Source organism: Haloleucobacter ellipsoideus, from assembly GCF_052491725.1.
Window position 1 is genome coordinate 205,425 of sequence record NZ_JBQWAR010000021.1, and the last position, 23,232, is coordinate 228,656.

Consider the following 23,232-nt stretch of genomic DNA (forward strand, 5'->3'; position numbering starts at 1 on the left):
GCGCTCAGTAGGCGTCTGCATTGTCGATGTTGAAGTTGTAGAGTTTGCGGGCGGAGCCGTAGCGCCTGAACTCTTCCGGCTTCACATCGCCCACATCCGCTTTTGCCAGAAGATCGGCGAGAATCTCCAGATGTTCCGGCCGCATTTCCTTCTCGATACAGTCCGCGCCGAGGCTCTTTACGGAACCGCGCACGAACAGGCGGGCCTCATACAGGCTGTCGCCCAGCGCATCGCCCGCATCGCCCAGCACGACAAGATTGCCGGACTGCGCCATGAAGGCGGACATGTGGCCGATATTGCCGTGCACGACGATATTGATGCCCTTCATCGAAATGCCGCATCGCGAGGCGGCATTGCCCTTGATGACGAGCAGCCCGCCGCGCCCGGTGGCGCCCGCATATTGCGAGGCGTCACCCTCGATGATGACGGTGCCGGACATCATGTTCTCCGCCACGCCGGGACCGGCGGAGCCATTGACGGTAACCGTTCCGCCATCATTCATCCCGGCGCAGTAATAGCCGACAGGGCCTTTCACCTCGACCGTGAGCGGACCTTCGATGCCGACAGCCACCGCATGGCTGCCGCGTGGATTTGTAACCTCGAAAACCGTGTCATTACTGCCCGCTGGCACGGTGTGCAGCGCCGCATTGAGCGCGCGCAGGGGCGTGGTGGCAAGATCGAAGACAGGCATGGAAATGGCCTTCCGGATTGAAGATGCAGGCAGGCTCACGCGGCCTTTTCGTGGTCCCAGAAATAGACGGTGGCCGGCTCCGGCTCCCACACGCGCGCGGTCTCGATGCCGGGCAGGTTGGCCAGTGCGCGATATTCCGAGCCGAAGGCCACATACTGGTCGGTCTCTGCCATCACCGCGGGCTTGCAGGCGATGGGATCGCGCACCACCCCGAAACCGGATTTCGTGCCCACCACGAAGGTGAAGAAGCCGTCGAGATCATTGAGCGCGCTGTCCAGCGCCGCGCCGAGATCCTTTCCGGCATTCATCTGGTCGGTGAGATAGGCGGCGGCGACCTCGGAGTCGTTCTGCGTCTCGAAGGACATGCCGCGCTTCTTCAGCTCGCGCCGCAGATTGTTGTGATTGGACAGCGAGCCATTGTGCACCAGGCACTGGTCCGTTCCCGTGGAGAAGGGATGCGCGCCCATGGTGGTGACGGCGGACTCGGTGGCCATGCGGGTGTGGCCGATGCCGTGGCTGCCGGACATGGCGGGAATGTTGAAGCGCGCCACCACATCCTTCGGCAGGCCCACTTCCTTGAAGATCTCGACACTCTCGCCAATCCCCATCACGCGGATGGTGGGGGAGATCGCTTCAAGCGCGGCGCGCACCTCGCCGGTCTTGTCAGCCGGAACGGTGAGCACGGCATGGGTGCTCTTCACCGCGATGGCGATGCCGGGAAAGCCGGCAGTGGCGAGCTTGTCTGAAAGACCGGCGAAATCCGCCTCCGGGGTGGGCGACTGGATGGTGATCTTGGCGGCGCCATCGCTGGCCCCGCCATAAATGGCGATGCCTGCTGAATCCGGTCCGCGATCGGTCATGGTCACCAGCATTTCAGACAGCAGCGCCCCGAGCTGAGGCTCCAGCGCCCTGTCCTTCAAAAACAGCCCAACGATGCCGCACATGGGTCACGCCTTTCATCGGAAGATCGATGAATCCTGTATGCGCCCGGGGCGAAACAAATTCAACTGTAAAGAAACTTATTTTCCTCTGTGGCATATATTTGCGCAGAAAGGACAATTTGGCGGCAGTGTTTGCTGCATTGCTGGGCAAAGGAGGGGCGCTGGATGGGTGGCTGAGGGGTGGCTTGTGTCCTCCAACTATATTGATTTATTCTATGAACTTGATAAACATTTGAATCGGGCACGCACAGCGCATGTCCGGCCCGGCATGGCCGGCAATCGGCCGACAACGGCGCGGTTCTTTCAAATGATTGATGGAGTTGGGGTTCTGATGTCCGCGAGACTGGAAAAGCTGTCTTTCAAGCGTGCCGTTCCCGCCCTGCTTCTGGGCATGGCGACATCATCCGCGGCCCTTGCCGCCGAGACGCCAACGCCCGGCGGCGCGGTGGTCTTCGGGGTCACGACAGAACCGATCTGCTTCAATCCCCACCGCTCGACCCAGCAGAATTCCTATATCCTCATCCGCAATTACATCGACTCGCTGGTTGGCAAGGCGGAAGGAGGCCGGTTCGTGCCATGGCTGGCGCGGGAATGGACCGTCTCGCCCGATGGCAAGACCTATGTCTTCACCTTGCGGGATGATGTGACGTTCCATGATGGCGCGCCCTTCAATGCCGAGGCCGTGAAGTTCAATATCGATTTCGTGAAGGACCCGGCCAATACCAATGCGGCCGGCGAGCTTCTCAAGGCAGTGGAAAGCGTGGAGGTGATCTCGCCCACGACGGTGCAGATCAATCTGGGCCGGCCGGATTCCGCCTTGCTGGAATCCCTGTCCAGCATCCGTCTCGGGCTTGTGTCGCCCAGGTCGCTCCAGTCGGGTGATGGCCTGTGCGCTGGCGGCCCCGCTCTGGCGGGCTCCGGCCCGTTCGTGTTCGAGAACTATACGCGTGGCCAGTCCGCCACCTTCGCCAGAAACCCGGATTACAACTGGGGCCCCGGCTATGCCGCCCATCAGGGGCCGGCCCATCTCGACAAGGTGACGGCGCGCTTCCTGCCGGAATATGCGGTGCGCGCGGGGGCGCTCTCATCGGGGCAGGTGGATGTGATCGAGGGGGTGCAGCCCACCGATATCGGCCTGTTCAAGGACCAGCCGGGCTTCCAGTTCCTGGTCGGCCCCTCGGGCGCGCAGACCTCCTTCACGCTGAACATCAACTACACCGTGCCCCCGGCGGATGATGTGCGGGTGCGGCGGGCCCTGCGCGATGGCGCCGATATCAGCGCTATCGTGGAAAGTGTGTATCAGGGGGCCTATCCGCGGGCCTATTCCAATATCGGCCGGGATAATTTCTTTTACAACAAGGCCCTGAACGAAGCCTGGGGCAACAGGGTTGCCGAGGCGAACCGCCTTCTGGACGAAGCCGGCTGGACCGGGCGCGATGCCGAGGGCTTCCGCACGAAGGACGGCAAGCGCCTCACCATAGAGGTGGGCTATCCGCAGCCCTATGTGCGGGACAATCGCGATGTGCTCATTCAGGGCCTTCAGGCGCAGCTGCGCAAGAATATCGGGCTGGACCTGAGCCTGCGCTTCATCAGCGGCGGGGAGTGGGCGCAGCAGGTGAAGGATGGCACCTGGAGCATCTATCCCAACACCTATCTGCCGGCCGATGCCGCGCAGATGCTTCAGGGCAATATCGGCCAGCTCGGCTTCATCCGCGCGGTGGCGGACAAGGGCGACAAGCATCTGTTCGGGCTGATCAATGGTGCGCTGGCCTCAACCGATCCGGCGGAGAAGAAGAAGCTGGTGGATGAGGCGCAGGCCTATGCGGTGGACCAGGGCATCATCGTGCCGCTGTTCTCCGCCAACTACCAGCTTGCCGCAAAGGACAAGGTGCGCGGCCTCTCCTTCGAGACCCAGCTCGATTCCCCGTCGAATTTCTACGACGTGTGGATCGCGCGGGATTGAGGAGGCGGGCATGTGGCGTCAGGTGCTTGCGCGTCTTGCCTCCAGCCTGCTGGTGGCGTGGGGCAGCATAACGGTTGCGTTTCTGGCGCTGCATGCTCTGCCGGGGCGGATCGAGGATATTCTGGCCGGTGATCTCGACTATCCGGGCCTGCGGGAGTCGATCGCGGCCGAGTGGGGGCTCGACCGCAGCCTGTGGGAGCAATATCTCGCCTTTGTCTGGCGCATTGCGCAGGGGGATTTCGGAACCTCCTACGCATTGCGCCAGCCGGTGACGGATGTGGTCTCCTCCCAGCTCATGCCCACCGTTTATCTGGCTGGCGCGGCGGGGGTGCTGGCTTTCGCGATCGCCATCATTCTGGCCGTGCTCACCTCCGGTCGAGGCAGGCTGGCACGGCGGGTGGCCTCGCTTGTCGAGCTCACCTTCGCCTCCACCCCGGTCTTCTGGATCGGCATTCTGCTGCTGATGGTGTTCTCCTTCCATCTGCGCTGGTTTCCGGTTTCGGGGGCGGAGGGCTGGCGCTCGCTGGTGCTGCCCGCCATCACCCTTGCCCTGCCCACGGCGGGCCTGCTGACGCAGGTGCTGCGGGATGCCATCGAGAAGACGCTGGACCAGCCTTTCGTCACCACATTGCGGGCTCGCGGGCTGGGAGAACGGCAGATCCGGGTGCGCCATGTGCTGCGCCATGCCGCCCTGCCGGTGGTAACGCTGGGCGGATGGATCATTGGCGGCCTGCTGGGCGGGGCGGTGATTACCGAGAAGGTGTTCGGCCGGCCCGGCCTTGGCACCACCACGCTGAATGCGGTGCTCTCCCACGATGTGCCGGTGGTGCTCGCTGTCGTGCTGCTGGCGGCCTTCATCTATGTGGCCGCCTCCACCCTGCTTGATCTCCTCTATGTGGTCATAGATCCCCGGCTGAAGGTGCAGTGATGACGGATATGGCGCAGGTTTCCGGGGTACTGGGGCATTTTCGGGCGAAATGGGCGCCGGTGCGGGGCAAGGTGAGCCTCCTTCCCGCGTCACACGCGGGAGGCCTCGACAGCATCCATGGCGGACAGGATGCGCTGGAGCCGGAGCGGCCCCTTGCCACTGGCGGAAAGCGGCGCCACTGGCCGCCGGCGGGTGTTCTGGCCTCCGCCCTTTTCATCGCCCTTCTGGCCCTTGCGGTGGCCGTGCCGGGCCTGTTCTCCAGCTATGATCCGCTGGAGGGGGATTTTCTCGCCATCCTGAAACCGCCGAGCATGGAGCATCTGTTCGGCACCGACAGGCTGGGGCGCGATGTGTTCGCCCGCACCATTCACGGTGCGCGCTACTCGCTGTTCATCGGTCTTGGCGCCGCGGCGGTTTCCGTAGTGTTCGGCGTGCTGCTGGGGGTTCTGGCCGGGCAGAGGAACCGCTTTCTGGATGAAGCCAATTCGCGCCTGTTCGATGTGGTGTCGTCCTTTCCAGCGGTGCTTCTGGCCATGCTGGTGGTGACCTTTCTGGGACAGGGCATGCTCAATATCGCCATTGCGGTGGGCATTTCCGGCATTCCCAAATTCGGCCGCGTGGTGCGCGCCCAGACCCAGCTCGTGCGCGATGCCGATTATGTCACCCATTCCTACATCTATGGCCGGGGCCATCTGGCCGTCTTCTTCCGCCACATGCTGCCCAATGTGCTGGTGGCGGTGCCCGTGACGGCGACGGTCTTTATCGGCTCGGCCATTCTGGCTGTCTCCGGCCTCAGCTTTCTGGGGCTCGGCCCCCAGCCGCCGACCCCGGAATGGGGGGTGATGCTGGCCGAGAGCCGCGACACGCTGCGCGTGGCCTGGTGGCCCGGCGTGTTCCCCGGTGTGGCCATCACCCTCACCGTCATCTCCTTCACGGTGTTGGGGAACTATTTGCAAAACCTGTTCGAGAGGCGGGAGCCGGCATGAGCGTGCAACCAGCTTTCCAGTCATTCGGCACGCAGGGTGAACCTGCATCCCCGCTGGTGGAGATAGAGGGGCTCACCATCCGCTTCCATGGCGCCGCCCCGGTGGTGCAGGGCGTGGACCTGACCATCCATCCGGGGGAGTGCGTGGCGCTGGTCGGGGAATCCGGTTCCGGCAAGAGTGTCACCGCCCGCAGCCTTCTCAACCTGTCGGGGGCGGGTGCGCAGGTGGAGGCCCGCCATTTCCGCATTGGCGGACAGGATGCCTCCGGTTTCGATGCCGCGGACTGGCGCCGGGTGCGGGGCCGCCAGATCGGCCTTGTGATGCAGGATGCGCTGGTCTCGCTCGATCCCCTGCGCCCCATTGCGCAGGAAGTGGGCGAGGTGCTGTCCCACCATGGTCTGCTGCGGCGGGGAGAGATCCGCGCCAGGGTTCTGGAAACGCTTGCGCGGGTGGGTATTCCCGATCCGGACCTGCGGGCCGGCCAGTATGCCCATGAGCTTTCCGGCGGCTTGCGCCAGCGCGCGCTGATTGCCGCCGCCATTGCCGCGGGGCCGCGTCTGGTCATTGCCGATGAGCCGACCACGGCACTGGATGCCACCGTGCAGAAACAGGTGATTGATGTGCTGCGCGCCCGCGTGCGGGATGAGGGCATGGGCTTGCTGCTCATCAGCCATGACCTTGCGGTGGTGGCGGGCATTGCCGACAGGGTGCATGTGATGCGGGCCGGCCGGGTGGTGGAAAGCGGGCCGACGGCGCAGGTTCTCAGCCGTCCGTCCCACCCCTATACGCGCCAGCTGCTTGCCGCCGTGCCGTCCGCCTCCTCGCGTGGCACGCGCCTGTCCTCCTCGCGGATCGAGAAGGAACCAGGGCATCCGGATGGCTCTATCCGTATCGTGCGCGAGCCGCTGCCGCCCCGCACGGCACCCGGTGGAGATGCGGTGCTGGAGGTGGAGGCCATCGCCAAGCGCTATCTGCGCCGGGCGGGAACAGGCGTGCGCGAGAGCTTCACCGCCGCCGAGGATGTCTCCTTCACCATCCGGGCGGGTGAGGTGGTGGGGCTGGTGGGAGAGTCCGGTTCGGGAAAGTCCACCTGCGCCAAAATCGTTCTGGGCCTGTTGCGGCCGGATGCCGGCGCGGTGCGGTTGCTGGGACGGCCATGGTCCGGCATCAGCGAGCGCGGGCGCCGCTCCCTGCGCGCGAAGCTGCAATATATCCCGCAGGACCCGCTCAGCAGTTTTGATCCGCGCTACCGCGTGCGGGACATCATTGCCGAAAACCTTTCCGTCCTTCCGCCCGCGCAGCGGCCCGCCCGCATTGCCGCCCTGCTGGAACAGGTGGGGCTGGATACCGGGCTGCTCGACCGCTCGCCCCGCGCCCTGTCCGGTGGGCAGCGCCAGCGCGTGGCCATTGCCCGGGCGCTGGCGGCGGAACCGGCGCTGATCGTCTGCGATGAGCCGGTTTCAGCGCTCGACATCTCCATTCAGGCACAGGTGATCGACCTGATCGGCGAGCTGCAGGCGCGCCTTGGCACGGCGCTGCTCTTCATCTCCCACGATCTGGGGCTGGTGCATCATGTGGCTGACCGGGTGCTGGTGATGCAGGGTGGCCGGGTGGTGGAGGAAGGGGCGGTGGATGACGTGTTCTTCCGCCCCGCACATGCCTATACGCGCCAGCTTCTGGATGCGGTGCCCAAACCCTTCGCCTCTGTTGCCGCGCCCTTTGGCGGGGCCGCGGCATGACGCGTTTTCCCATTCCCGAGCCGGATGCACTGCTGTGCGTCACATCCGCCCCGCACCGGAGAACTGCCCCTGGCAGGAATGCGGGGGCAATTTCTGGAGCCTGCCATGTCGTCCTCTTCCGCACAGCCTCTGGCCGCCCATGCGTCAGAACATGATGATTTCCACCGCATTCGCGGCCCGCTGGATTTTCCCGAAAGCCCGCTGGCGCAGGCCGCCCGCCAGCCCCTGATGCTGGGGCTGTTCCTGAACCTTCAGGATATCAGCGTTTCCTCATACCCCACCAGCAACAGCTGGACCTTCGATTATAATGCGCAGATCGTCCGCCAGGGCGAGGCGCTGGGGTTCGAGCTGGCCTTCAGCCGCACCCAGTGGCTGCCCAAGGGCGGCTATGATGGCGAGGCCTCGCTCGATGCCTTCATCGCCCTTGGCGCCATGGCCGCCATCACCCGCAAGATGCTGCTCATCTCCACCATCCATGTGCTCTATGGCCCCTGGCACCCCCTGCATCTGGCCAAGTTCGGCGCGACGCTCGACCATATCAGCAAGGGGCGCTGGGGCATCAATATCGTCACGGGGCACCGGGCGGTGGAGCATGAGATGTTCGGCTGGCAGCGCATCGAGCATGACAAGCGCTACACCATGGCGGGGGAGCTGTTCGATACGCTCAACCATTTGTGGACGGAGCCGGAGAACTATTCCTGCGAGAGCGTGCATTCGAGCTGGAAGGTTTCAAACGGCTGGATCACCCCCAAGCCGCTTTATGGCCGCCCCGTTCTGGTCACGGCCACAGGCTCGCCCGCGGGGCTGGATTTCGGCGCGCGCTTTTCCGACATCCTTTTCATCACCTCGCCCGGTGGTGCTCATATCGAGAGCGCGCTGGAAACCCTGCCGGCCCATATCGCCACAGTGCACCGCCATGCCCATGCCGTGCGCCGGCAGGTGAAGACGCTCATCAACCCGGTCATCATCAGCCGCAACAGCGAAAAGGAAACCCGGGCCTATCTGGATGCCCTGCTGAGCCATCCGCCGCGTGCGGAGAAGACCTCCTTCACGAAGGTGCATCAGGACAGTGACGCCCATGCCTGGCGCGGACGCAAGGATGTGACACAGAAGCAGGGCCATGGGCTGGGCGGAAACATCGAGCTGATCGGCACGCCGGAACAGGTGGTGGAACAGATGATCGCCCTGAAGAAGGCCGGCATCGACGGATTGCAGCTCTCCTTTGCGGACTTCCGCGAGGATCTGGCCCATTTCGGCGAGAATATCCTGCCGCTGATGAAGCAGGCCGGGCTGCGGCTGTGATGCCGTGATGCAGATGCCGTGACAAGGCGGGCCCGGGCGCGGGAAGGTTATCCCCGCGCCGGCGCCTCACTCGTTTTCCGAGCGCCCCTGCGGATAGCAGATGATGGAGAGATAGGTCGCCGGCAGGCTGACCAGTTCTTCCGGGCCATGAGGGGCATCGGCATCAAAATACAGGCTGTCGCCGGGCTGCATGTGGAAGGTGTTGTCGCCATGGCGATACACCACCTCACCTGTCAGCATGTAGAGAAACTCCATGCCCGAATGCTGGAAGGTGGGAAAGATGTCCGAATCCTGCGACAGGGTGATGAGATAGGGCTCGACAGTCACCCCGCTGGTGTTGCCCCCGATATGGCCGAGCAGGTTATATTGATGGCCGGCCCGTGTGCCGCGCCGCTCCATCTGCACCCCTTCCCCCGCCTTGACGAAAACCGCGCTGCGCTGGTCCTCGAACCGCTGGAACAGGGCGGTGATGGGCACGCCCAGCGCCTTGGAAAGCGCCTGCAGGGTGGTGAGCGAGGGGGAGATGTTGCCATTCTCGATCTTGGAGAGCATGCCGGCGGAAAGCTCCGTCGCCGCTGCAAGTTCTGCAACAGTAATGCCGAGCTTCTTGCGCAGCGTGCGCACCTCATAGCCGATGGCCAGCTCCAGATTGTTCACCCGCGCCTCGCGCACCGCATGCGGGTTCTGCTGGAGGCTGGCCTTGGCGGCAATCTCGGCCGCCGGCTTGTGCGCTGTCGCGGCCTTGCGCGCGGTTTTGGCCCGGCCGGCGCTCTCCTGCCCTGATGCCTTGCCCGGGGGCGCAGGTGTGGCAGAGGGTTTCGCCTTCTTGGTCGTGCTGTCGCGCATCGGGCCATCCTGTTTGGTCTGTTGCCAGACTAACTGTGCCGCGCATCGCATTCAACGCATCAGCGGGGGCAGTTTCATGCAGATTCTGCCACTTTTGTGGTCAGCCGCGTCTGCTTGTCTGCTTTCTGCCCAGGGCTGATGCAAAGGAGCGGCGCATTTGCAGGCAGGGTGCTTCCAAATAATGCACTGAAAAGAAAAATAGTTTCTGGTAGATAAAATGTTTTGACAAAGCCCCCGGTGCTGCACATCATTCAAATCCAGATGCAGCCGGTGCCTCATCTCATGACATGCGGGGCGGATACTTTCCTCTTCCACTTTGTACATGAAACGGGGTGCGTTCCGGCCGGGCATGTCGCGTATCCATTCCGATCTATTTCGCTCTTCCTGGAATGTGATTGCCAATGCTGTCGTCGTCCGCCCTTCCGGGGTGGGCGGAGCGTGGAAACACGGTTCTGTCTGGAGGCTGGACATGACTATGTCCCCCATCACAAGTCGGCCGCGCCATGGCCGCCTTGCACCGCACCAGTGCGCCAAACGCCATATCGTCATCACGCATGGAGCGGGGCTGGCCGCGTTTGAAGAGGCTTTTGGCGGGCACAGGGAAAGCCTGCGAAGCACCACCCTGATTCATGTGTGCGCGCCGCAACAGGCCGGGCAACTGGAACGGCTGGGCGTGGATGCGCTGCATCTTGCCCCTACCCGGGAAACCGGGCTGGTGAAGTTGCGTGCCGTGCTTTCGGGCGCGGATATGGGCGCGCGTCTCTATATTGCCGGGGAGGAGGATTTCATCGGCCAGGCGCAGGCTGTTGCGCTGGCGGCGGGTATGCTGGGGCAGGCCATTTTCACCGAGCATCGCGGCTCGCCCGCCCGCCTTGTGCAATGCGTGCACTGCAAGGGCTTCACGGATGATGTGATGGAAAGTCCCGTCATCTGTCGCCATTGCGGCACCCATCTTCTGGTGCGCGATCATTATTCGCGCCGTCTTGGCGCCTTCATGGGCGTGGTGATCGATGCCGAGACACCCGGTCTGGTGCCGCCGGCCGAAGCGCTGCCTCCGGTGCCGCAGTCCTGTGCGGAGGCGCGGTCATGAGCGGCGCCGGCATGGAGGTGGTGGTGAGCGCCGCGCAAATGGTTGCCACCGGCATCAGGAAGCTGCGGCTGGCCCGGGTGGATGGGGCGGCTCTGCCCCCCTATTCCGCCGGGGCCCATGTGGTGCTCACCCTGAAGGGGCCGGAGCGGACCTGTCGCAATGCCTATTCGCTGCTCGGCACCACGCTTGCCGGCGGGGTTTATGAGGTCGCCGTGCAGCGCGCGCCCGCCTCACGCGGGGGCTCTGCCTTTGTGCATGAGGGGCTGGAGGTTGGGGCGCGGCTCACCATGTCTGCCCCGCTCAACCTCTTTTCCATCAATCGCACCGGGCGGCATCACGTGCTGGTGGCAGGGGGGATCGGCATTACCGCCATCCACGCCATGGCTGCGGAGCTCGCCGCGCAGGGCGGCTCCTTCGAACTGCATTACGCCATGCGCGATGTCGCGCACGGAGCATTCGCGCAGGAGCTGGTGGCTCGCCATGGCAGCCGGGTGCGCCTGTATGTGAGCGCGCGGGGAGAGCGTTTCAGCGTTCCGCAGGCGCTGCGCCATCAGCCGCTGGGCACCCATCTTTATGTGTGCGGGCCGGAGCGGATGATCGAGGGGGTTCTGGCGGATGCTCGCGCCGAAGGCTGGCCGGAAGCGGCCTTGCATGCCGAGCGCTTTCAGGCTCCGGCCGGTGGCGAACCCTTTCTCGTGCGCCTTGCCCGCTCGGGCCTCACGCTGGAGGTGGGCGCGGACCAGAGCCTGCTGGAGGCCATGGAGGAGGCCGGCGTGGATGCCCCCTGCCTGTGCCGGGGCGGGGCCTGCGGCCAGTGCGAAACCACGGTTCTGGCCGCGGATGGCGAGCTTGTGCACCGGGACCATTACCTCACCGCCGAACAGCGCCGGAGCGGCAAGAGGATCATGACCTGCATGTCGCGCCTGCGCGGGCGTGAACTTGTGCTGGACCTGTGAGTGGAGAGCCTGTCATGACCATCCCCTTCAAGGCCGAAAGCTTTCGCGGAGACTACAGTTTTCGCAACAGTCCTGAAGCCGTAAACCGCTTTCCGTTTCCGTTCGAACGTGACGAATACATGTATTCGGTCAATATCGAGCAGCACAATCCCGGTCCCGCCAATGCGGTGACGGAATTTCCCATCGACATTGACGAGCATTATGTCGCCGAGATGCAGGACCGGGCCATCGTGCTGAAGGAAGATCCTCTGCGCTGCCAGTCTCTTCCCCACATGATGACGGCGGAGTGGGATCTGGTGGAGCTGCTGATGACCTCCATGGCGCAGCACTATCCGGAACATTTCACCCTCAACCGCGATGGTGACCACTGGCACTGGATCAACCGCCCGCTCGTTATCGAGCAGCGCTTCATCTTTGGCGAGGCGGCAACGCTGCCCTGCGGGCCGATGGAATACATCACCCGTCAGTGCCAGGGTGATTTTGCCCTGCTCGACCAGCGCGACAACACGCTCTGGATGGATGCCGGCATGGTCACCACCCAGGCGGACTGGTCGCTGGATTTCAATATCGGCATGAACTTCATGGAATGGCACGCCCCCGTGCCCATGGCCCATGAGCTGGGTGTCTTCGAGCGCGCGCTCAAGTTTCTGCTGAATGTGCAGCAGGGCCAGCCGGTGCGCCGCCTGAACTGGACGATGACTGTCAATCCGCGGCTCGACACCAGCCCGGAGAACTACACCCGCTGGGGCATCGAGAAAGCTTCCGTAACGCCTGAGAATGTGGGCGAGAAACTGCATCTGCGGGTGGAGTTGCAGGCCATGTGGCGCCTGCCGCGCTCCAATGCGCTGCTCTTCTCCATCCGCTGCTATCTCATCCGGCTGGATGAGCTGGTGACGAAGCCGAAATGGGCCCGCCGCCTGCACCGCGTGCTGCGCGATCTGCCCCAGCCACTGGCCGATTACAAGGGCATCAGCGGCAACCGCGCCAGTATTGTGAGCTGGCTCTCCCGTTATGACGATGGTGCGCCGACATCTCCCGGCTGCGCACCGGAGTGAAGCCTTCCTCCGCCAGAACCTCCAAAAGACGGATACTATGAATGACTGCAATCTGGAGATTTTCCGCCCTTGCCGAGCGGCACCGCGCACTGGGCTCCGCCCTCGAGGACTGGAGCGGGATGGGCACGGCCTGGACCTATGACAAGGATCAGGAGGAAGAATATCTGGCCATCCGCACCAAAGCCGGCCTGATGGATGTTTCCGGCCTGAAGAAGGTGCACATCACCGGCGCCCATGCCGCGCATGTGATCGATCTGGCCACCACGCGCGATGTGGAGAAGATCTATCCCGGAAAATCCGCCTATGCCTGCATGTTGAACGAGGCGGGCAAGTTCGTGGATGACTGCATCATCTACCGTATCAGCACCAATAGCTGGATGATCGTGCATGGCGCCGGCGCCGGCCATGAACAGTTGCAGAAGGCAGCCATCGGGCGTGATGTCTCCATCCGCTTTGATGACAATCTGCATGATCTTTCCCTGCAGGGCCCGCTGGCGGTGGACTTTCTGGCCCGCCATGTGCCCGGTATCCGCGATCTTCCCTATTTTCACCACATGCAGACACGCCTGTTCGGCTATGGCGTGATGATTTCGCGCACCGGATATACGGGCGAGCGGGGCTACGAGATCTTCTGCCGTGCGCAGGATGCGGTGGCGATCTGGGATAAAATTCTGGAAGAGGGTGCGGATCTGGGCATCATTGCCTGCCGTTTCACCACGCTGGACCTGTTGCGGGTGGAAAGCTACCTGCTGTTCTTCCCCTATGACAATTCGGAGAAATATCCCTTCCCCGATGAAGGGCCGGGCGACACGTTGTGGGAACTGGGCCTCGATTTCACGGTCAGCCCCGGCAAGACCGGCTTTCGCGGGGCGGAAGAACATGCCCGGCTGAAGGGGCGGGAGAGGTTCAGGATTTTCGGCCTGCTGCTGGAAGGTTCCGAGCCGGCAGATGAGGGTGCGCCGGTCTATTGCGGAGAAAAACAGGTGGGTGTGGCCACCTGCGGCATGTATTCGCCTCTCGCAAAGGCCTCCATGGCCATTGCCCGCCTTGATGTCGACTGCGCCGTTCCCGGCACCGCCCTGGAGGTGCGCAATGCCTCTGGCCCTGTAAAGGCGCAGGCCCATACGCTCCCGTTTGATGATCCGGAAAAGAAGAAGCGCACCGCAAAGGGGTGATGCCATGTCATGGCTGGCCCTTTCCGGGCCCGTCACTGTTTCCAGAGGTTCACATAACAAGATGTCATGGGTGGTCTGCGCCGTGGAATGCGTGCTGGATGATCTTGTCTCCTGAAAGGGAAGGGGGTTCTATGAGCAAATACTGGAAATCTGCCCTGATCGCGTCTGCCGTGCTGCTGCCGTTGCCGGCCATGGCGCAGGAGGCCGCGCCCGCACCCACGCTGAGCGTGGCGGATACTGTCTTTGTCACCATGTGCGCCTTGTTCGTCATGCTGATGATGGTGCCGGGGCTTGCCCTGTTCTATGCCGGTCTTGGACGGGCGAAGAATGTGCTCTCGGTGATGACGCAGGTGGTGGCGACATCCGCCATGGTGGGGGTGTTGTGGATCTTCGCCGGCTACAGCCTCACCTTTGTCGAAAGTCCGTTCCAGGCTGTTATCGGTGGCACCTCGAAGCTGTTCCTCATGGGGGTGGGGCAGAACAGTCTGGTGGGTGAGCTGCCTGAATATCTGTTCATCATGTTCATGATGATGTTCGCCGCCATCACCCCGGCCATCATCATTGGCGGCTTTGCGGAGCGGATGCGCTTTTCGGCCGTGCTGCTGTTCATGGCCATATGGCTGTTCATCAATTATGTGCCCATGGCCCACATGGCCTGGGGTGGCGGCTGGGTGTTCGACATGGAGCCGCAGGATTTCGCCGGTGGCAATGTGGTGCATCTCAATGCCGGCATCGCGGCGCTGCTGGCGGCGCTGATGCTGGGCCCGCGCCTTGGCTACCGCACCACCATGATGGCCCCGCACAACATGACCATGACAACCATGGGCGGATGCATGCTCTGGGTGGGCTGGCTGGCGTTTTGTGGCGGATGTGCGCTGGCGGCCAACGGCTTTTCCATGATGGTGATGCTGAACACCTTCCTCGGCGGAGCGGCCGGCGCCATGGGGTGGATGGCCACGGAATGGCTGCACCGGGGCCGGCCCAGCACGCTGGGGCTCATGTCCGGCGTCATTGCCGGCCTTGTCGCGGTGACGCCGGCCTGTGGCTTCGTCAGCCCCGTGGGTGCGATCGTCATCGCCTTTATTGCCGCGCCGCCCTGCGTCTGGGCGGTGGAATATCTCAAGCACCGCTTCGGCTATGATGACAGCTTCGATGTGTTCGGCATTCACGGCATCGCGGCGGTGGTGGGCGGTGTGCTCACCGTGGTGTTCGCCGCCGAGTGGCTGGGCGGAACCGGCTTTCCGGAAGGGCGCAACATGGGCTCCCAGATGGTGGTGCAGGTGGGGCTCATTCTCTTCAGCATCGTCTATTCGCTCATCAGCTCCTTCATCGCCCTGAAGGTGACGGATGTCGTGGTGGGGTTGCGGGTTGAGCCGGATGACGAAATGGTGGGGCTGGATATCGCCGCGCATGGGGAAAGCGGCTACCGGCTGGATGATGGTGTGGGCGGCGAGCGCCTCTACACCATGGCAACACAGGGCCATGGGCCTGTTTCCGCAGCGGCGATGGCTCCCGCCAAACCGGAACCGGCCAGCCGCTGAAGGGTGCCGCCCCGCCGGGCCTGAAACACCGCCTCCCGCCATTCTGGCAGAAAGCGGGATGCGGACCCAGACCGGAGGGGAAGGGTGGACAGGGTTTCAAACCCTTCAGCGCACATGGAACAGGGGAGCGTGGCAGGCGCTCCCCTGTTTTATTTCCCCATCCATCCTTGAGCCTTGCACCAGAGTGCGCGGATCGTTCTGGGGCAAGCGGATATACCTGTCCTGTCTGACAGGCCGCTGAACCGCCATCCTGAAGTCGTCACCCATGATGCCCCCGTTGCGGCAGCAAGATCCAGGATCGGCCCAAACAAAAACCCCGCCGGCATGCACCGGCGGGGTTTTTGTTTGTCCAGTCCTGAAGCGTGTCAGCGCGGCAGCACCGTCTCGCCCATCAAATCCCTGTCAATGGCGTGGGCGGCCTGACGGCCCTCGCGGATGGCCCACACCACCAGAGACTGGCCGCGCCGCATATCACCCGCCGCATAGAGCTTGGGCACAGAGGTGGCATAGCCCAGATCATCGGCCAGCACGTTCCGCCGCTTGTCCAGCGCCACGCCGGACTGTTCCACCAGTCCCTCGAACAGCGGGTGGGCAAAGCCGATGGCGAGGAAGACCAGATCCGCGCGCAGCACAAATTCCGTGCCGGGCACGGGCTGGCGCTTGGCATCCACCCGGGCGCACTTCACTCCGGTCACACGACCGTTGCGGCCCTCAATGCCGAGGGTCGCGCAGGCGAATTCGCGCTCGGCCCCTTCCGCCTGTGAGGAGGAGGTGCGGAACTTGGTGGGCCAGTAGGGCCATACCGCCAGCTTGTCTTCCTTTACCGGGGCAATGGGGCGGATGTCGAGCTGGTGCACGGAAAGCGCGCCCTGGCGGAAAGCCGTGCCCACACAGTCGGATGCGGTATCGCCGCCGCCCACCACCACCACATGCTTGCTGGTGGCCAGAATGGGGTTTTCCTGCTCGGCCTCGCCACCATTGCGACGGTTCTGCTGCACCAGATAGGGCATGGCATAATGCACGCCCGCCAGTTCCTGCCCGGGCAGGGCGGGATCCCGCGGAGCCTCCGAGCCGCCGGCCATCAGCACGGCATCATGGCCATCCAGCAGCTCCTGAAGCGGTGTGGAGACGCCGACATTCACCCCATAATGGAAGATGACGCCCTCGGCCTCCATCTGCGCCACCCGGCGGTCGATGAGGTGCTTCTCCATCTTGAAATCGGGAATGCCATAGCGCAGCAGGCCGCCGGCCTTGGGCTCGCGCTCATAGACATGCACCTCATGGCCGGCGCGGGCGAGCTGCTGGGCAGCGGCCATGCCGGCCGGGCCGGAGCCGATGATGGCCACGGTCTTGCCGGTCTTCTGGGCGGCGATTTCGGGCTTGATGAAGCCCTTCTTCCAGCCGCGATCGGCAATCGCCTGCTCCACCGTCTTGATGGTGACGGGCATGTCCTCAAGGTTCAGCGTGCAGGCTTCCTCGCACGGGGCGGGGCAGATGCGGCCGGTGAATTCGGGGAAGTTGTTGGTGGAGTGGAGATTGCGGATCGCCTCTTCCCACTCGCCGCGATAGACCAGATCGTTCCAGTCCGGAATCTGGTTGTGCACCGGGCAGCCGGTGGGGCCGTGGCAGAAGGGCACGCCGCAATCCATGCAGCGCGAGGCCTGCTCCACCACCTCGGATTCCGGCAGCGGAAGGGTGAATTCGCGGAAATGGCGGATACGATCGGAGGCGGGCTGATACTTCTGCTCGCGCCGATCAATCTCCAGAAAGCCTGTGACCTTGCCCATGCGAAGATCCTCGCTGAGGGAGCCGTCGCACCGCGTGCGCCGTGGGCTCCATAAGAAATGGAATAATGTGAAGGCATCATGGCGGCACAGCCGTGCCTGTTTGCCATGCCCGCGCCGTGTCACCTTGCGGCCCGCGCGGGGGGCCTGTTTCCGAACCGGAGTGGCGTGCCTCCCCCGCGCCGGGCAGGGGAGGCTGGCTGTGAGGACTTACTCGGCCGCCTGAAGGCCGCGCAGTTTTTCGAGTTCGCGCAAGGCGCGACGGTACTCCACGGGCATGACCTTCACGAAGCGGGAGCGATACTCGGCCCAGTTGTCGAGGATCGTCTGCCCGCGGGCGGAACCGGTGTGGTGCACATGCATGGCGATGAGCTGGTGCAGGCGCTCCTCGTCATGGCGCGACATGTCGGAATGCACGTCGATGCGGCCCTTGAACTCCAGATCGCCGCCATGGTGGTGCAGGCGTTCCAGCAGGTCCTCTTCCTCTTCCACCGGTTCGAGATCGACCATGGAGAGGTTGCAGCGCTTGGCGAAGGTCTTGTCCTCGTCCAGCACATAGGCCACGCCGCCAGACATGCCCGCCGCGAAATTGCGCCCGGTGGGGCCGATGACCACGACAACGCCGCCGGTCATATATTCGCAGCCATGGTCGCCGGTGCCCTCAACCACCGCGATCGCGCCGGAATTGCGCACCGCGAAACGCTCGCCCGCCACACCGCGGAAGAAGCATTCGCCCTCGGTTGCGCCATACATCACGGTGTTGCCGACGATGATGGAGTTTTCCGGCACGATGGCGCTGTTCTCCGGCGGCCGCACGATGATGCGCCCACCTGACAGGCCCTTGCCCACATAGTCATTCGCCTCACCCACCAGATCGAAGGTGACGCCGGCTGCGAGGAAGGCGCCGAAAGCCTGACCCGCCGTGCCCTTCAGCGACACATGGATGGTGTCATCCGGCAGGCCGGCATGGCCATAGCGCTTGGCGACCTGGCCGGAGAGCATCGCGCCCGCGGAACGGTCCACCGAGCAGATCGGCGTCTCGATCTCCACGCGCTCGCCCTTTTCCAGCGCCGGCATGGCCTTGGCGATGAGGGTGCGGTCCAGCACCTTCTCGATGGGGTGATGCTGGCGTTCGGTGTGGCGGATGCCCACCTCCGGGCCCACATCGGCCTTCACGAACAGCTTCGAGAAGTCCAGCCCCTTGGCCTTCCAGTGGTCAATGGCGTGGTGCTGGTCCAGCACATCCATGCGGCCCACCATCTCATGCACGGTGCGGAAGCCGAGCTGGGCCATGTACTCGCGCACTTCCTCCGCAACGAAGAAGAAGTAGTTGATGATGTGCTCGGGCGTGCCCTTGAAGCGCTTGCGCAGAACGGGGTCCTGCGTCGCCACGCCCACCGGGCAGGTGTTGAGATGGCACTTGCGCATCATGATGCAGCCCGCCGCAATGAGCGGGGCGGTGGCAAAGCCGAACTCGTCCGCGCCCAGCAGTGCGCCGATCACCACATCGCGGCCCGTGCGGAAGCCGCCATCGACCTGAAGGGCGACGCGCGAGCGCAGATGGTTCGCCACCAGCGTCTGCTGGGTTTCGGCAAGGCCCATTTCCCACGGCGAGCCGGCATGCTTGATGGAGGTGAGCGGGGATGCGCCCGTGCCGCCCTCGAAGCCGGAGATGGTGATATGGTCCGCGCGCGCCTTTGCGACACCGGCCGCGACCGTGCCCACGCCGACTTCCGACACCAGCTTGACCGAGACATCGGCATCGGGATTGACGTTCTTCAGGTCATAGATGAGCTGCGCCAGATCCTCGATGGAATAGATGTCGTGGTGCGGGGGCGGGGAGATGAGGCCCACGCCCGGAGTGGAGTGGCGCACCTTGGCGACAACCGCATCCACCTTGTGGCCGGGCAGCTGGCCCCCCTCGCCGGGCTTGGCGCCCTGCGCGACCTTGATCTGCATCACGTCGGAATTGACGAGATACTCCGCCGTCACGCCAAAGCGGCCGGAGGCGATCTGCTTGATGGCGGAACGCATGGAATCGCCATTGGGCAGGGGCTTGTAGCGCTCCGGCTCCTCGCCGCCCTCACCGGTATTGGACTTGCCGCCAATGCGGTTCATCGCAATCGCCATGGTGGTGTGCGCTTCACGCGAGATGGAGCCGAAGGACATCGCGCCGGTGGAGAAGCGCTTCACGATCTCTGCGGCAGGCTCCACCTCACTGATATCAATGGGGTTCTGGCCGATTTCCTCCGCCTCGCGGATGCGGAACAGGGCGCGCAGGGTCAGCAGCTTCCTGTCATGCGCATTCACCGAGCTGGCGAAGGCGCGATACTGGTCCTGCGCATTGCCGCGCACCGCATGCTGAAGCTGGGCCACCGTGTCTGGTGTCCAGGCATGGTCCTCACCGCGCATGCGGTAGGCATAATCGCCGCCCACATCCAGCGCCATCCGGTAAACCGGTGCATCGGAGAAGGCGAGCCGGTGGCGGCGCACGGTCTCTTCCGCGATTTCGGCAAGGCCGATGCCCTCAATGGTGGTGGCGGTGCCGAAGAAATACTTGTTCACCAGCTCCGAGGAGAGGCCGACAGCATCGAAGATCTGCGCGCCGCAATAGGACTGGTAGGTGGAGATGCCCATCTTGGACATCACCTTCAGCAGCCCCTTGTCGATGGCCTTGATGTAGCGCTTCACCACCTCCTTCTCGTCGACCTCCTCGGGAATGTCGTCACGCATGGCAACGAGCGTCTCGAAGGCGAGATAGGGGTTGATGGCTTCCGCGCCATAGCCGGCAAGGCAGGCGAAGTGGTGCACTTCGCGTGCTTCACCCGTCTCCACCACAAGGCCCACGGAGGTGCGCAAGCCCTTGCGGATGAGGTGGTGATGCACCGCCGCCGTGGCCAGCAAAGTGGGGATGTCGATCCGGTCCGGCCCGACCATGCGGTCGGAAAGGATGATGATGTTGTAGCCGCCATGCACCGCCGCTTCCGCACGGTCACACAGATGCTGCACGGCCTCTTCCATGCCCGCCGCGCCCTTGTCGGCGGGGTAGGTGATGTCGAGCGTGCGGGTGTCGAACCGCTCTTCCATCATGCCGATGGAGCGGATCTTCTCCAGATCCTCATTGGTGAGGATGGGCTGGCGCACTTCCAGCCGCTTGCGCCGGGCGGTGCCTTCCAGATCGAAGATATTGGGGCGCGGGCCGATGAACGACACGAGGCTCATGACCAGTTCCTCGCGGATCGGGTCGATGGGCGGGTTCGTCACCTGCGCGAAATTCTGCTGGAAATAGCTGTAGAGCAGCTTGGGCTTGTCGGAGAGCACCGGCACGGGCGTGTCCGTGCCCATGGAGCCGACAGCCTCCTGCCCGGTGATGGCCATGGGGGCCATCAGCAGCTTCAGGTCTTCCTGCGTGTAGCCGAAGGCCTGCTGGCGGTCGAGCAGGGACACATCCGTGCGCACGGCGCGGGCATCCACATTGCGCAGTTCCTCCAGCACCAGCTGGGTGCGCTTCAGCCACTCCTTGTAGGGATGGGCCTTGGCCAGTTCGGTCTTGATCTCCTCGTCCGGCACGAGGCGGCCTTCCTCAAGGTCCACCAGCAGCATCTTGCCGGGCTGGAGCCGCCACTTGGTGACGATCTTCTCCTCGGGGATGGTCAGCACGCCCATTTCGGAGGCCAGCACGATGGTGTCGTCGCTGGTCACCAGATAGCGGGCCGGGCGCAGGCCGTTGCGGTCGAGCGTTGCAACGATCTGGCGGCCATCAGTGGCGCAGATGGCGGCGGGGCCGTCCCACGGCTCCATGATGGCAGCGTGGTACTGGTAGAAGGCGCGGCGCTCTTCATCCATCAGCGGATTGCCGGCCCATGCCTCGGGCACCAGCATCATGGCGGCATGCGGCAGCGAGTAGCCACCCTGCACAAGGAATTCGAGTGCATTGTCGAAGCAGGCGGTATCCGACTGGCCTTCATAAGAGATGGGCCAGAGCTTGGAGATGTCCGCGCCCAGCGCCTCGGAATCCACCGAGGCCTGCCGTGCCGCCATCCAGTTCACATTGCCGCGCAGGGTGTTGATCTCGCCATTGTGTGCCACCATCCGGTAGGGGTGGGCCAGCGGCCATGCGGGGAAGGTGTTGGTGGAGAAGCGCTGGTGCACGAGAGCGAGCGCGCTCTCGAAATCCTCGTCATGCAGGTCCGGGTAATAGGCGCCGAGCTGGTCGGCCAGGAACATGCCCTTGTAGACCAGCGTGCGGCAGGAGAGCGAGACGGGGTAGTAGTCGCTCGTGCGTGGGTCCTGCTCATTATAGATGAGGTTGGAGATGACCTTGCGCAGCACGAACAGGCGGCGCTCGAAATCATCCTCATTGGTGATGGATTCTCCGCGCCCGATGAAGACCTGAACATGGTCCGGTTCGGTGGGCAGCACACTCACGCCGAGGGAGGAATTGTCGGTGGGCACATCGCGCCAGCCCAGCAGCACGAGATTCTCGTCGGCGATCGCCTTCGCATAGGTCTGGCGGATGATCTCCTGCCCGTCCTTGTCGCGGGGCATGAAGATATGGCCGACAGCATATGCGCCACGCTCGGGCAGCTCGAAACCGAGGCGGGCGGCCTCCTTCTGGAAGAACCGGTGTGGAATCTGCACCAGCATGCCGGCGCCATCACCCGCGCGCGGGTCTGCACCCACCGCGCCGCGATGTTCCAGATTCATGACGATCTTCAGGCCGTCCTGCACGATGCGGTGAGAGGCACGCCCCTTGATGTCGGCAATGAAGCCGACACCGCAGGAGTCTTTCTCCTGTGCGGGGTCAAACAGGCCGAACGGGGCCGGGCGGCCAGCAATGGTTGCGCCTTTGGTGGCGGTTGATGCTGCGGACCGGGACACGTGAGTGTTCAGACCGTCCGTGCGATCTGTTCCTGCCATGGTATCGTCTCTCTATGTTCGTCCGGCACGGATTGGCTGAAGCCGCCCCGCAATGCCCGTGTCTCGCCCCTTTCCCCCGGCATGTGCTCACACCTGAGGCGTGAACATAATGCAATTTTCGTGCCAGCATGCGCCGGCCGGCGCGCAATCTCTCCTGCTGCATGCAGGTGAATTCAGGTTTTGCGCTTCGGGGGATAGGGCAGTATGGCTTCCCTATCTCTCGGAACATGACAGAAAACAGTCCGGGCGACAAGCGTCTGTAAGGGTTCAAAAGGGGCGGAAAGTGAAAAAATTTCGTTCCGGCCCTCTCAAACGCAACAAGAGAATGGCAAAGAGTGTTGTAACGTAACGGAGTTTCAAGATGTCGACAGGTGGGGCTCTGGCGGCTCTGTCGCACCCCTGCCGCATTGCTGCGCTTCCCTCGGATGCGAAAACTCGGGCTGTTTTTTAGGCAGGTGCACATGAAACAGGCAGTAAAAGGCGCGGGGCTGGGCTGTGTTGCCCTGTGCGCAGGCGTGCTGCTCATGCCCGGGTCGGTGTTCGCCCAATATTATGACGATCCGATCCGGCCGGGCCGCCCCGTCTATGGCGGGCCGCCGCCCACATCATCCGGCCGGGCTGTCCGCCTGTCGCAATATGAGGTGCGGGATCTGGTGCGCGGGCTGGGCTACCGGCGCGTTTCAGAGCCGGTGCTGAACGGCCGCCACTATGTGGTGACAGCCACCGAGGATGGTGCACCTGTCGCCATTCGGGTCGATGCCTATAGTGGCCGGGTCGTGGATGTGCAGCCCTTGATCTATGGGCGCGGCGCGCCTGAGGGCTATTATCCGCCGGAAGCGGTGCCGCCCGCGCAGGGGCGTGGCCGCGGGCAGGGACAGGGACAAGGGCAGGGACAGTGGCAGTCCGGGCGCGGGCCGGTTCCCCTGCCGCCCGCCCGGCCGGAAGCCCTGCCATATGAAGGCGATGTCGCCGTCCCCGCACAACCCGGCGCGGTCTCTCCCGATCCTGGGGGGTATGTGCCGGAAATCGCGGCGGACCCTGCCCATGGAGAGCCTCCGCATATTTCCACCATGCAGCCGCAGGAGCAGGTAGAACGACCCGTTGAACAGGCGCAGCCCCAAGCTGTCCCGCAGGTGACGCCTGCCGCACCGGCAAGGACGGTGGCGGCCGCCCAGCCGCCAGCTCCCGCAGTGCCGCAGGATATCGGCGCGGGGGTGGGCACGCCGGCCACCGGCTCCGCAGGCACGGCCTCTGTTCTTTCCCGCCCGGTCACCGGGCGCTGAGCCGGCCCGGTAACCGGGGAAAGACCGGGTTC

16 protein-coding genes are annotated in these 23,232 nt (G+C 64.0%); 11 read left to right on the forward strand and 5 right to left on the reverse strand.

What is annotated here, in order from left to right; genetic code table 11:
* Positions 1-4: 4 nt before the first annotated feature.
* Both ACT6QG_RS15420 and ACT6QG_RS15425 read right to left on the reverse strand, forming a co-directional pair.
* Complete coding sequence (locus ACT6QG_RS15420; RefSeq protein WP_444978472.1) at positions 5-691, reverse strand: GltB/FmdC/FwdC-like GXGXG domain-containing protein; 687 nt, start codon at positions 689-691, stop codon at positions 5-7.
* 35 nt (positions 692-726) lie between these two features.
* Complete coding sequence (locus tag ACT6QG_RS15425) at positions 727-1,635, reverse strand: class II glutamine amidotransferase (RefSeq protein ID WP_444978473.1); 909 nt, start codon at positions 1,633-1,635, stop codon at positions 727-729.
* A gap of 328 nt (positions 1,636-1,963) precedes the next feature.
* Here ACT6QG_RS15425 and ACT6QG_RS15430 point away from each other — a divergent pair, with 328 nt between their 5' ends.
* From ACT6QG_RS15430 to ACT6QG_RS15450, 5 genes are all read left to right on the forward strand, one after another.
* The gene (locus ACT6QG_RS15430) at positions 1,964-3,595 is read left to right on the forward strand and encodes an ABC transporter substrate-binding protein (RefSeq protein WP_444978474.1); all 1,632 of its coding nucleotides are present in this window, start codon (positions 1,964-1,966) and stop codon (positions 3,593-3,595) included.
* Between the two features lie 10 nt (positions 3,596-3,605).
* On the forward strand, positions 3,606-4,523 hold the full coding sequence (locus ACT6QG_RS15435) for an ABC transporter permease (protein ID WP_444978475.1): 918 nt from the start codon (positions 3,606-3,608) through the stop codon (positions 4,521-4,523).
* A complete protein-coding gene (locus ACT6QG_RS15440) occupies positions 4,523-5,509 on the forward strand; it encodes an ABC transporter permease (RefSeq protein WP_444978476.1) in 987 nt (328 codons plus the stop codon). Before ACT6QG_RS15435 ends, ACT6QG_RS15440 begins: the two co-directional genes overlap by 1 nt.
* A complete protein-coding gene (locus ACT6QG_RS15445) occupies positions 5,506-7,248 on the forward strand; it encodes a dipeptide ABC transporter ATP-binding protein (protein WP_444978477.1) in 1,743 nt (580 codons plus the stop codon). The genes ACT6QG_RS15440 and ACT6QG_RS15445 overlap by 4 nt, the downstream gene beginning before the upstream one ends.
* 105 nt (positions 7,249-7,353) lie before the next feature.
* Positions 7,354-8,550 carry an LLM class flavin-dependent oxidoreductase gene (locus ACT6QG_RS15450; RefSeq protein WP_444978478.1) on the forward strand — a complete coding sequence of 399 codons (1,197 nt, stop codon included), beginning with the start codon at positions 7,354-7,356 and terminating at the stop codon, positions 8,548-8,550.
* Positions 8,551-8,616: 66 nt separating this feature from the next.
* Here the strand turns inward: ACT6QG_RS15450 and ACT6QG_RS15455 are convergent, their stop codons facing one another.
* Positions 8,617-9,396: a helix-turn-helix domain-containing protein gene (locus ACT6QG_RS15455; RefSeq protein ID WP_444978479.1), complete on the reverse strand. Its 780-nt coding sequence runs from the start codon at positions 9,394-9,396 to the stop codon at positions 8,617-8,619.
* A 469-nt stretch (positions 9,397-9,865) separates the two neighbouring features.
* Between ACT6QG_RS15455 and ACT6QG_RS15460 the strand changes: the two genes are divergently transcribed.
* From ACT6QG_RS15460 to ACT6QG_RS15480, 5 genes are all read left to right on the forward strand, one after another.
* Positions 9,866-10,486 carry a dimethylamine monooxygenase subunit DmmA family protein gene (locus ACT6QG_RS15460; protein WP_444978480.1) on the forward strand — a complete coding sequence of 207 codons (621 nt, stop codon included), beginning with the start codon at positions 9,866-9,868 and terminating at the stop codon, positions 10,484-10,486.
* A complete protein-coding gene (locus ACT6QG_RS15465; RefSeq protein ID WP_444978481.1) occupies positions 10,483-11,442 on the forward strand; it encodes a PDR/VanB family oxidoreductase in 960 nt (319 codons plus the stop codon). Before ACT6QG_RS15460 ends, ACT6QG_RS15465 begins: the two co-directional genes overlap by 4 nt.
* A 14-nt stretch (positions 11,443-11,456) precedes the next feature.
* Complete coding sequence (locus tag ACT6QG_RS15470; RefSeq protein WP_444978482.1) at positions 11,457-12,497, forward strand: heme-dependent oxidative N-demethylase family protein; 1,041 nt, start codon at positions 11,457-11,459, stop codon at positions 12,495-12,497.
* A 41-nt stretch (positions 12,498-12,538) separates the two neighbouring features.
* Complete coding sequence (locus tag ACT6QG_RS15475; protein WP_444978483.1) at positions 12,539-13,672, forward strand: aminomethyl transferase family protein; 1,134 nt, start codon at positions 12,539-12,541, stop codon at positions 13,670-13,672.
* Positions 13,673-13,803: 131 nt separating this feature from the next.
* The gene (locus ACT6QG_RS15480; protein WP_444978484.1) at positions 13,804-15,213 is read left to right on the forward strand and encodes an ammonium transporter; all 1,410 of its coding nucleotides are present in this window, start codon (positions 13,804-13,806) and stop codon (positions 15,211-15,213) included.
* A 365-nt stretch (positions 15,214-15,578) separates the two neighbouring features.
* On the opposite strand, the gene ACT6QG_RS15485 is transcribed toward ACT6QG_RS15480, so the two are convergent.
* On the reverse strand, positions 15,579-17,000 hold the full coding sequence (locus ACT6QG_RS15485; protein WP_444978485.1) for a glutamate synthase subunit beta: 1,422 nt from the start codon (positions 16,998-17,000) through the stop codon (positions 15,579-15,581).
* A gap of 207 nt (positions 17,001-17,207) precedes the next feature.
* Positions 17,208-21,917 (reverse strand): glutamate synthase large subunit, encoded by a 4,710-nt coding sequence (gene gltB, locus ACT6QG_RS15490; protein WP_444978486.1) that lies wholly within the window; start codon positions 21,915-21,917, stop codon positions 17,208-17,210.
* 461 nt (positions 21,918-22,378) lie between these two features.
* Here gltB and ACT6QG_RS15495 point away from each other — a divergent pair, with 461 nt between their 5' ends.
* Positions 22,379-23,200 (forward strand): hypothetical protein, encoded by an 822-nt coding sequence (locus tag ACT6QG_RS15495; RefSeq protein ID WP_444978487.1) that lies wholly within the window; start codon positions 22,379-22,381, stop codon positions 23,198-23,200.
* Positions 23,201-23,232: the final 32 nt, after the last annotated feature.

Coding starts and splice junctions, on each gene's coding strand:
- ACT6QG_RS15420 (WP_444978472.1), bottom strand. CDS start 691: ATGCCTGTCTTCGATCTTGCCACCACGCCCCTGCGCGCGCTCAATGCG.
- ACT6QG_RS15425 (WP_444978473.1), bottom strand. CDS start 1,635: ATGTGCGGCATCGTTGGGCTGTTTTTGAAGGACAGGGCGCTGGAGCCT.
- ACT6QG_RS15430 (WP_444978474.1), top strand. CDS start 1,964: ATGTCCGCGAGACTGGAAAAGCTGTCTTTCAAGCGTGCCGTTCCCGCC.
- ACT6QG_RS15435 (WP_444978475.1), top strand. CDS start 3,606: ATGTGGCGTCAGGTGCTTGCGCGTCTTGCCTCCAGCCTGCTGGTGGCG.
- ACT6QG_RS15440 (WP_444978476.1), top strand. CDS start 4,523: ATGACGGATATGGCGCAGGTTTCCGGGGTACTGGGGCATTTTCGGGCG.
- ACT6QG_RS15445 (WP_444978477.1), top strand. CDS start 5,506: ATGAGCGTGCAACCAGCTTTCCAGTCATTCGGCACGCAGGGTGAACCT.
- ACT6QG_RS15450 (WP_444978478.1), top strand. CDS start 7,354: ATGTCGTCCTCTTCCGCACAGCCTCTGGCCGCCCATGCGTCAGAACAT.
- ACT6QG_RS15455 (WP_444978479.1), bottom strand. CDS start 9,396: ATGCGCGACAGCACGACCAAGAAGGCGAAACCCTCTGCCACACCTGCG.
- ACT6QG_RS15460 (WP_444978480.1), top strand. CDS start 9,866: ATGACTATGTCCCCCATCACAAGTCGGCCGCGCCATGGCCGCCTTGCA.
- ACT6QG_RS15465 (WP_444978481.1), top strand. CDS start 10,483: ATGAGCGGCGCCGGCATGGAGGTGGTGGTGAGCGCCGCGCAAATGGTT.
- ACT6QG_RS15470 (WP_444978482.1), top strand. CDS start 11,457: ATGACCATCCCCTTCAAGGCCGAAAGCTTTCGCGGAGACTACAGTTTT.
- ACT6QG_RS15475 (WP_444978483.1), top strand. CDS start 12,539: ATGACTGCAATCTGGAGATTTTCCGCCCTTGCCGAGCGGCACCGCGCA.
- ACT6QG_RS15480 (WP_444978484.1), top strand. CDS start 13,804: ATGAGCAAATACTGGAAATCTGCCCTGATCGCGTCTGCCGTGCTGCTG.
- ACT6QG_RS15485 (WP_444978485.1), bottom strand. CDS start 17,000: ATGGGCAAGGTCACAGGCTTTCTGGAGATTGATCGGCGCGAGCAGAAG.
- gltB (WP_444978486.1), bottom strand. CDS start 21,917: ATGGCAGGAACAGATCGCACGGACGGTCTGAACACTCACGTGTCCCGG.
- ACT6QG_RS15495 (WP_444978487.1), top strand. CDS start 22,379: ATGAAACAGGCAGTAAAAGGCGCGGGGCTGGGCTGTGTTGCCCTGTGC.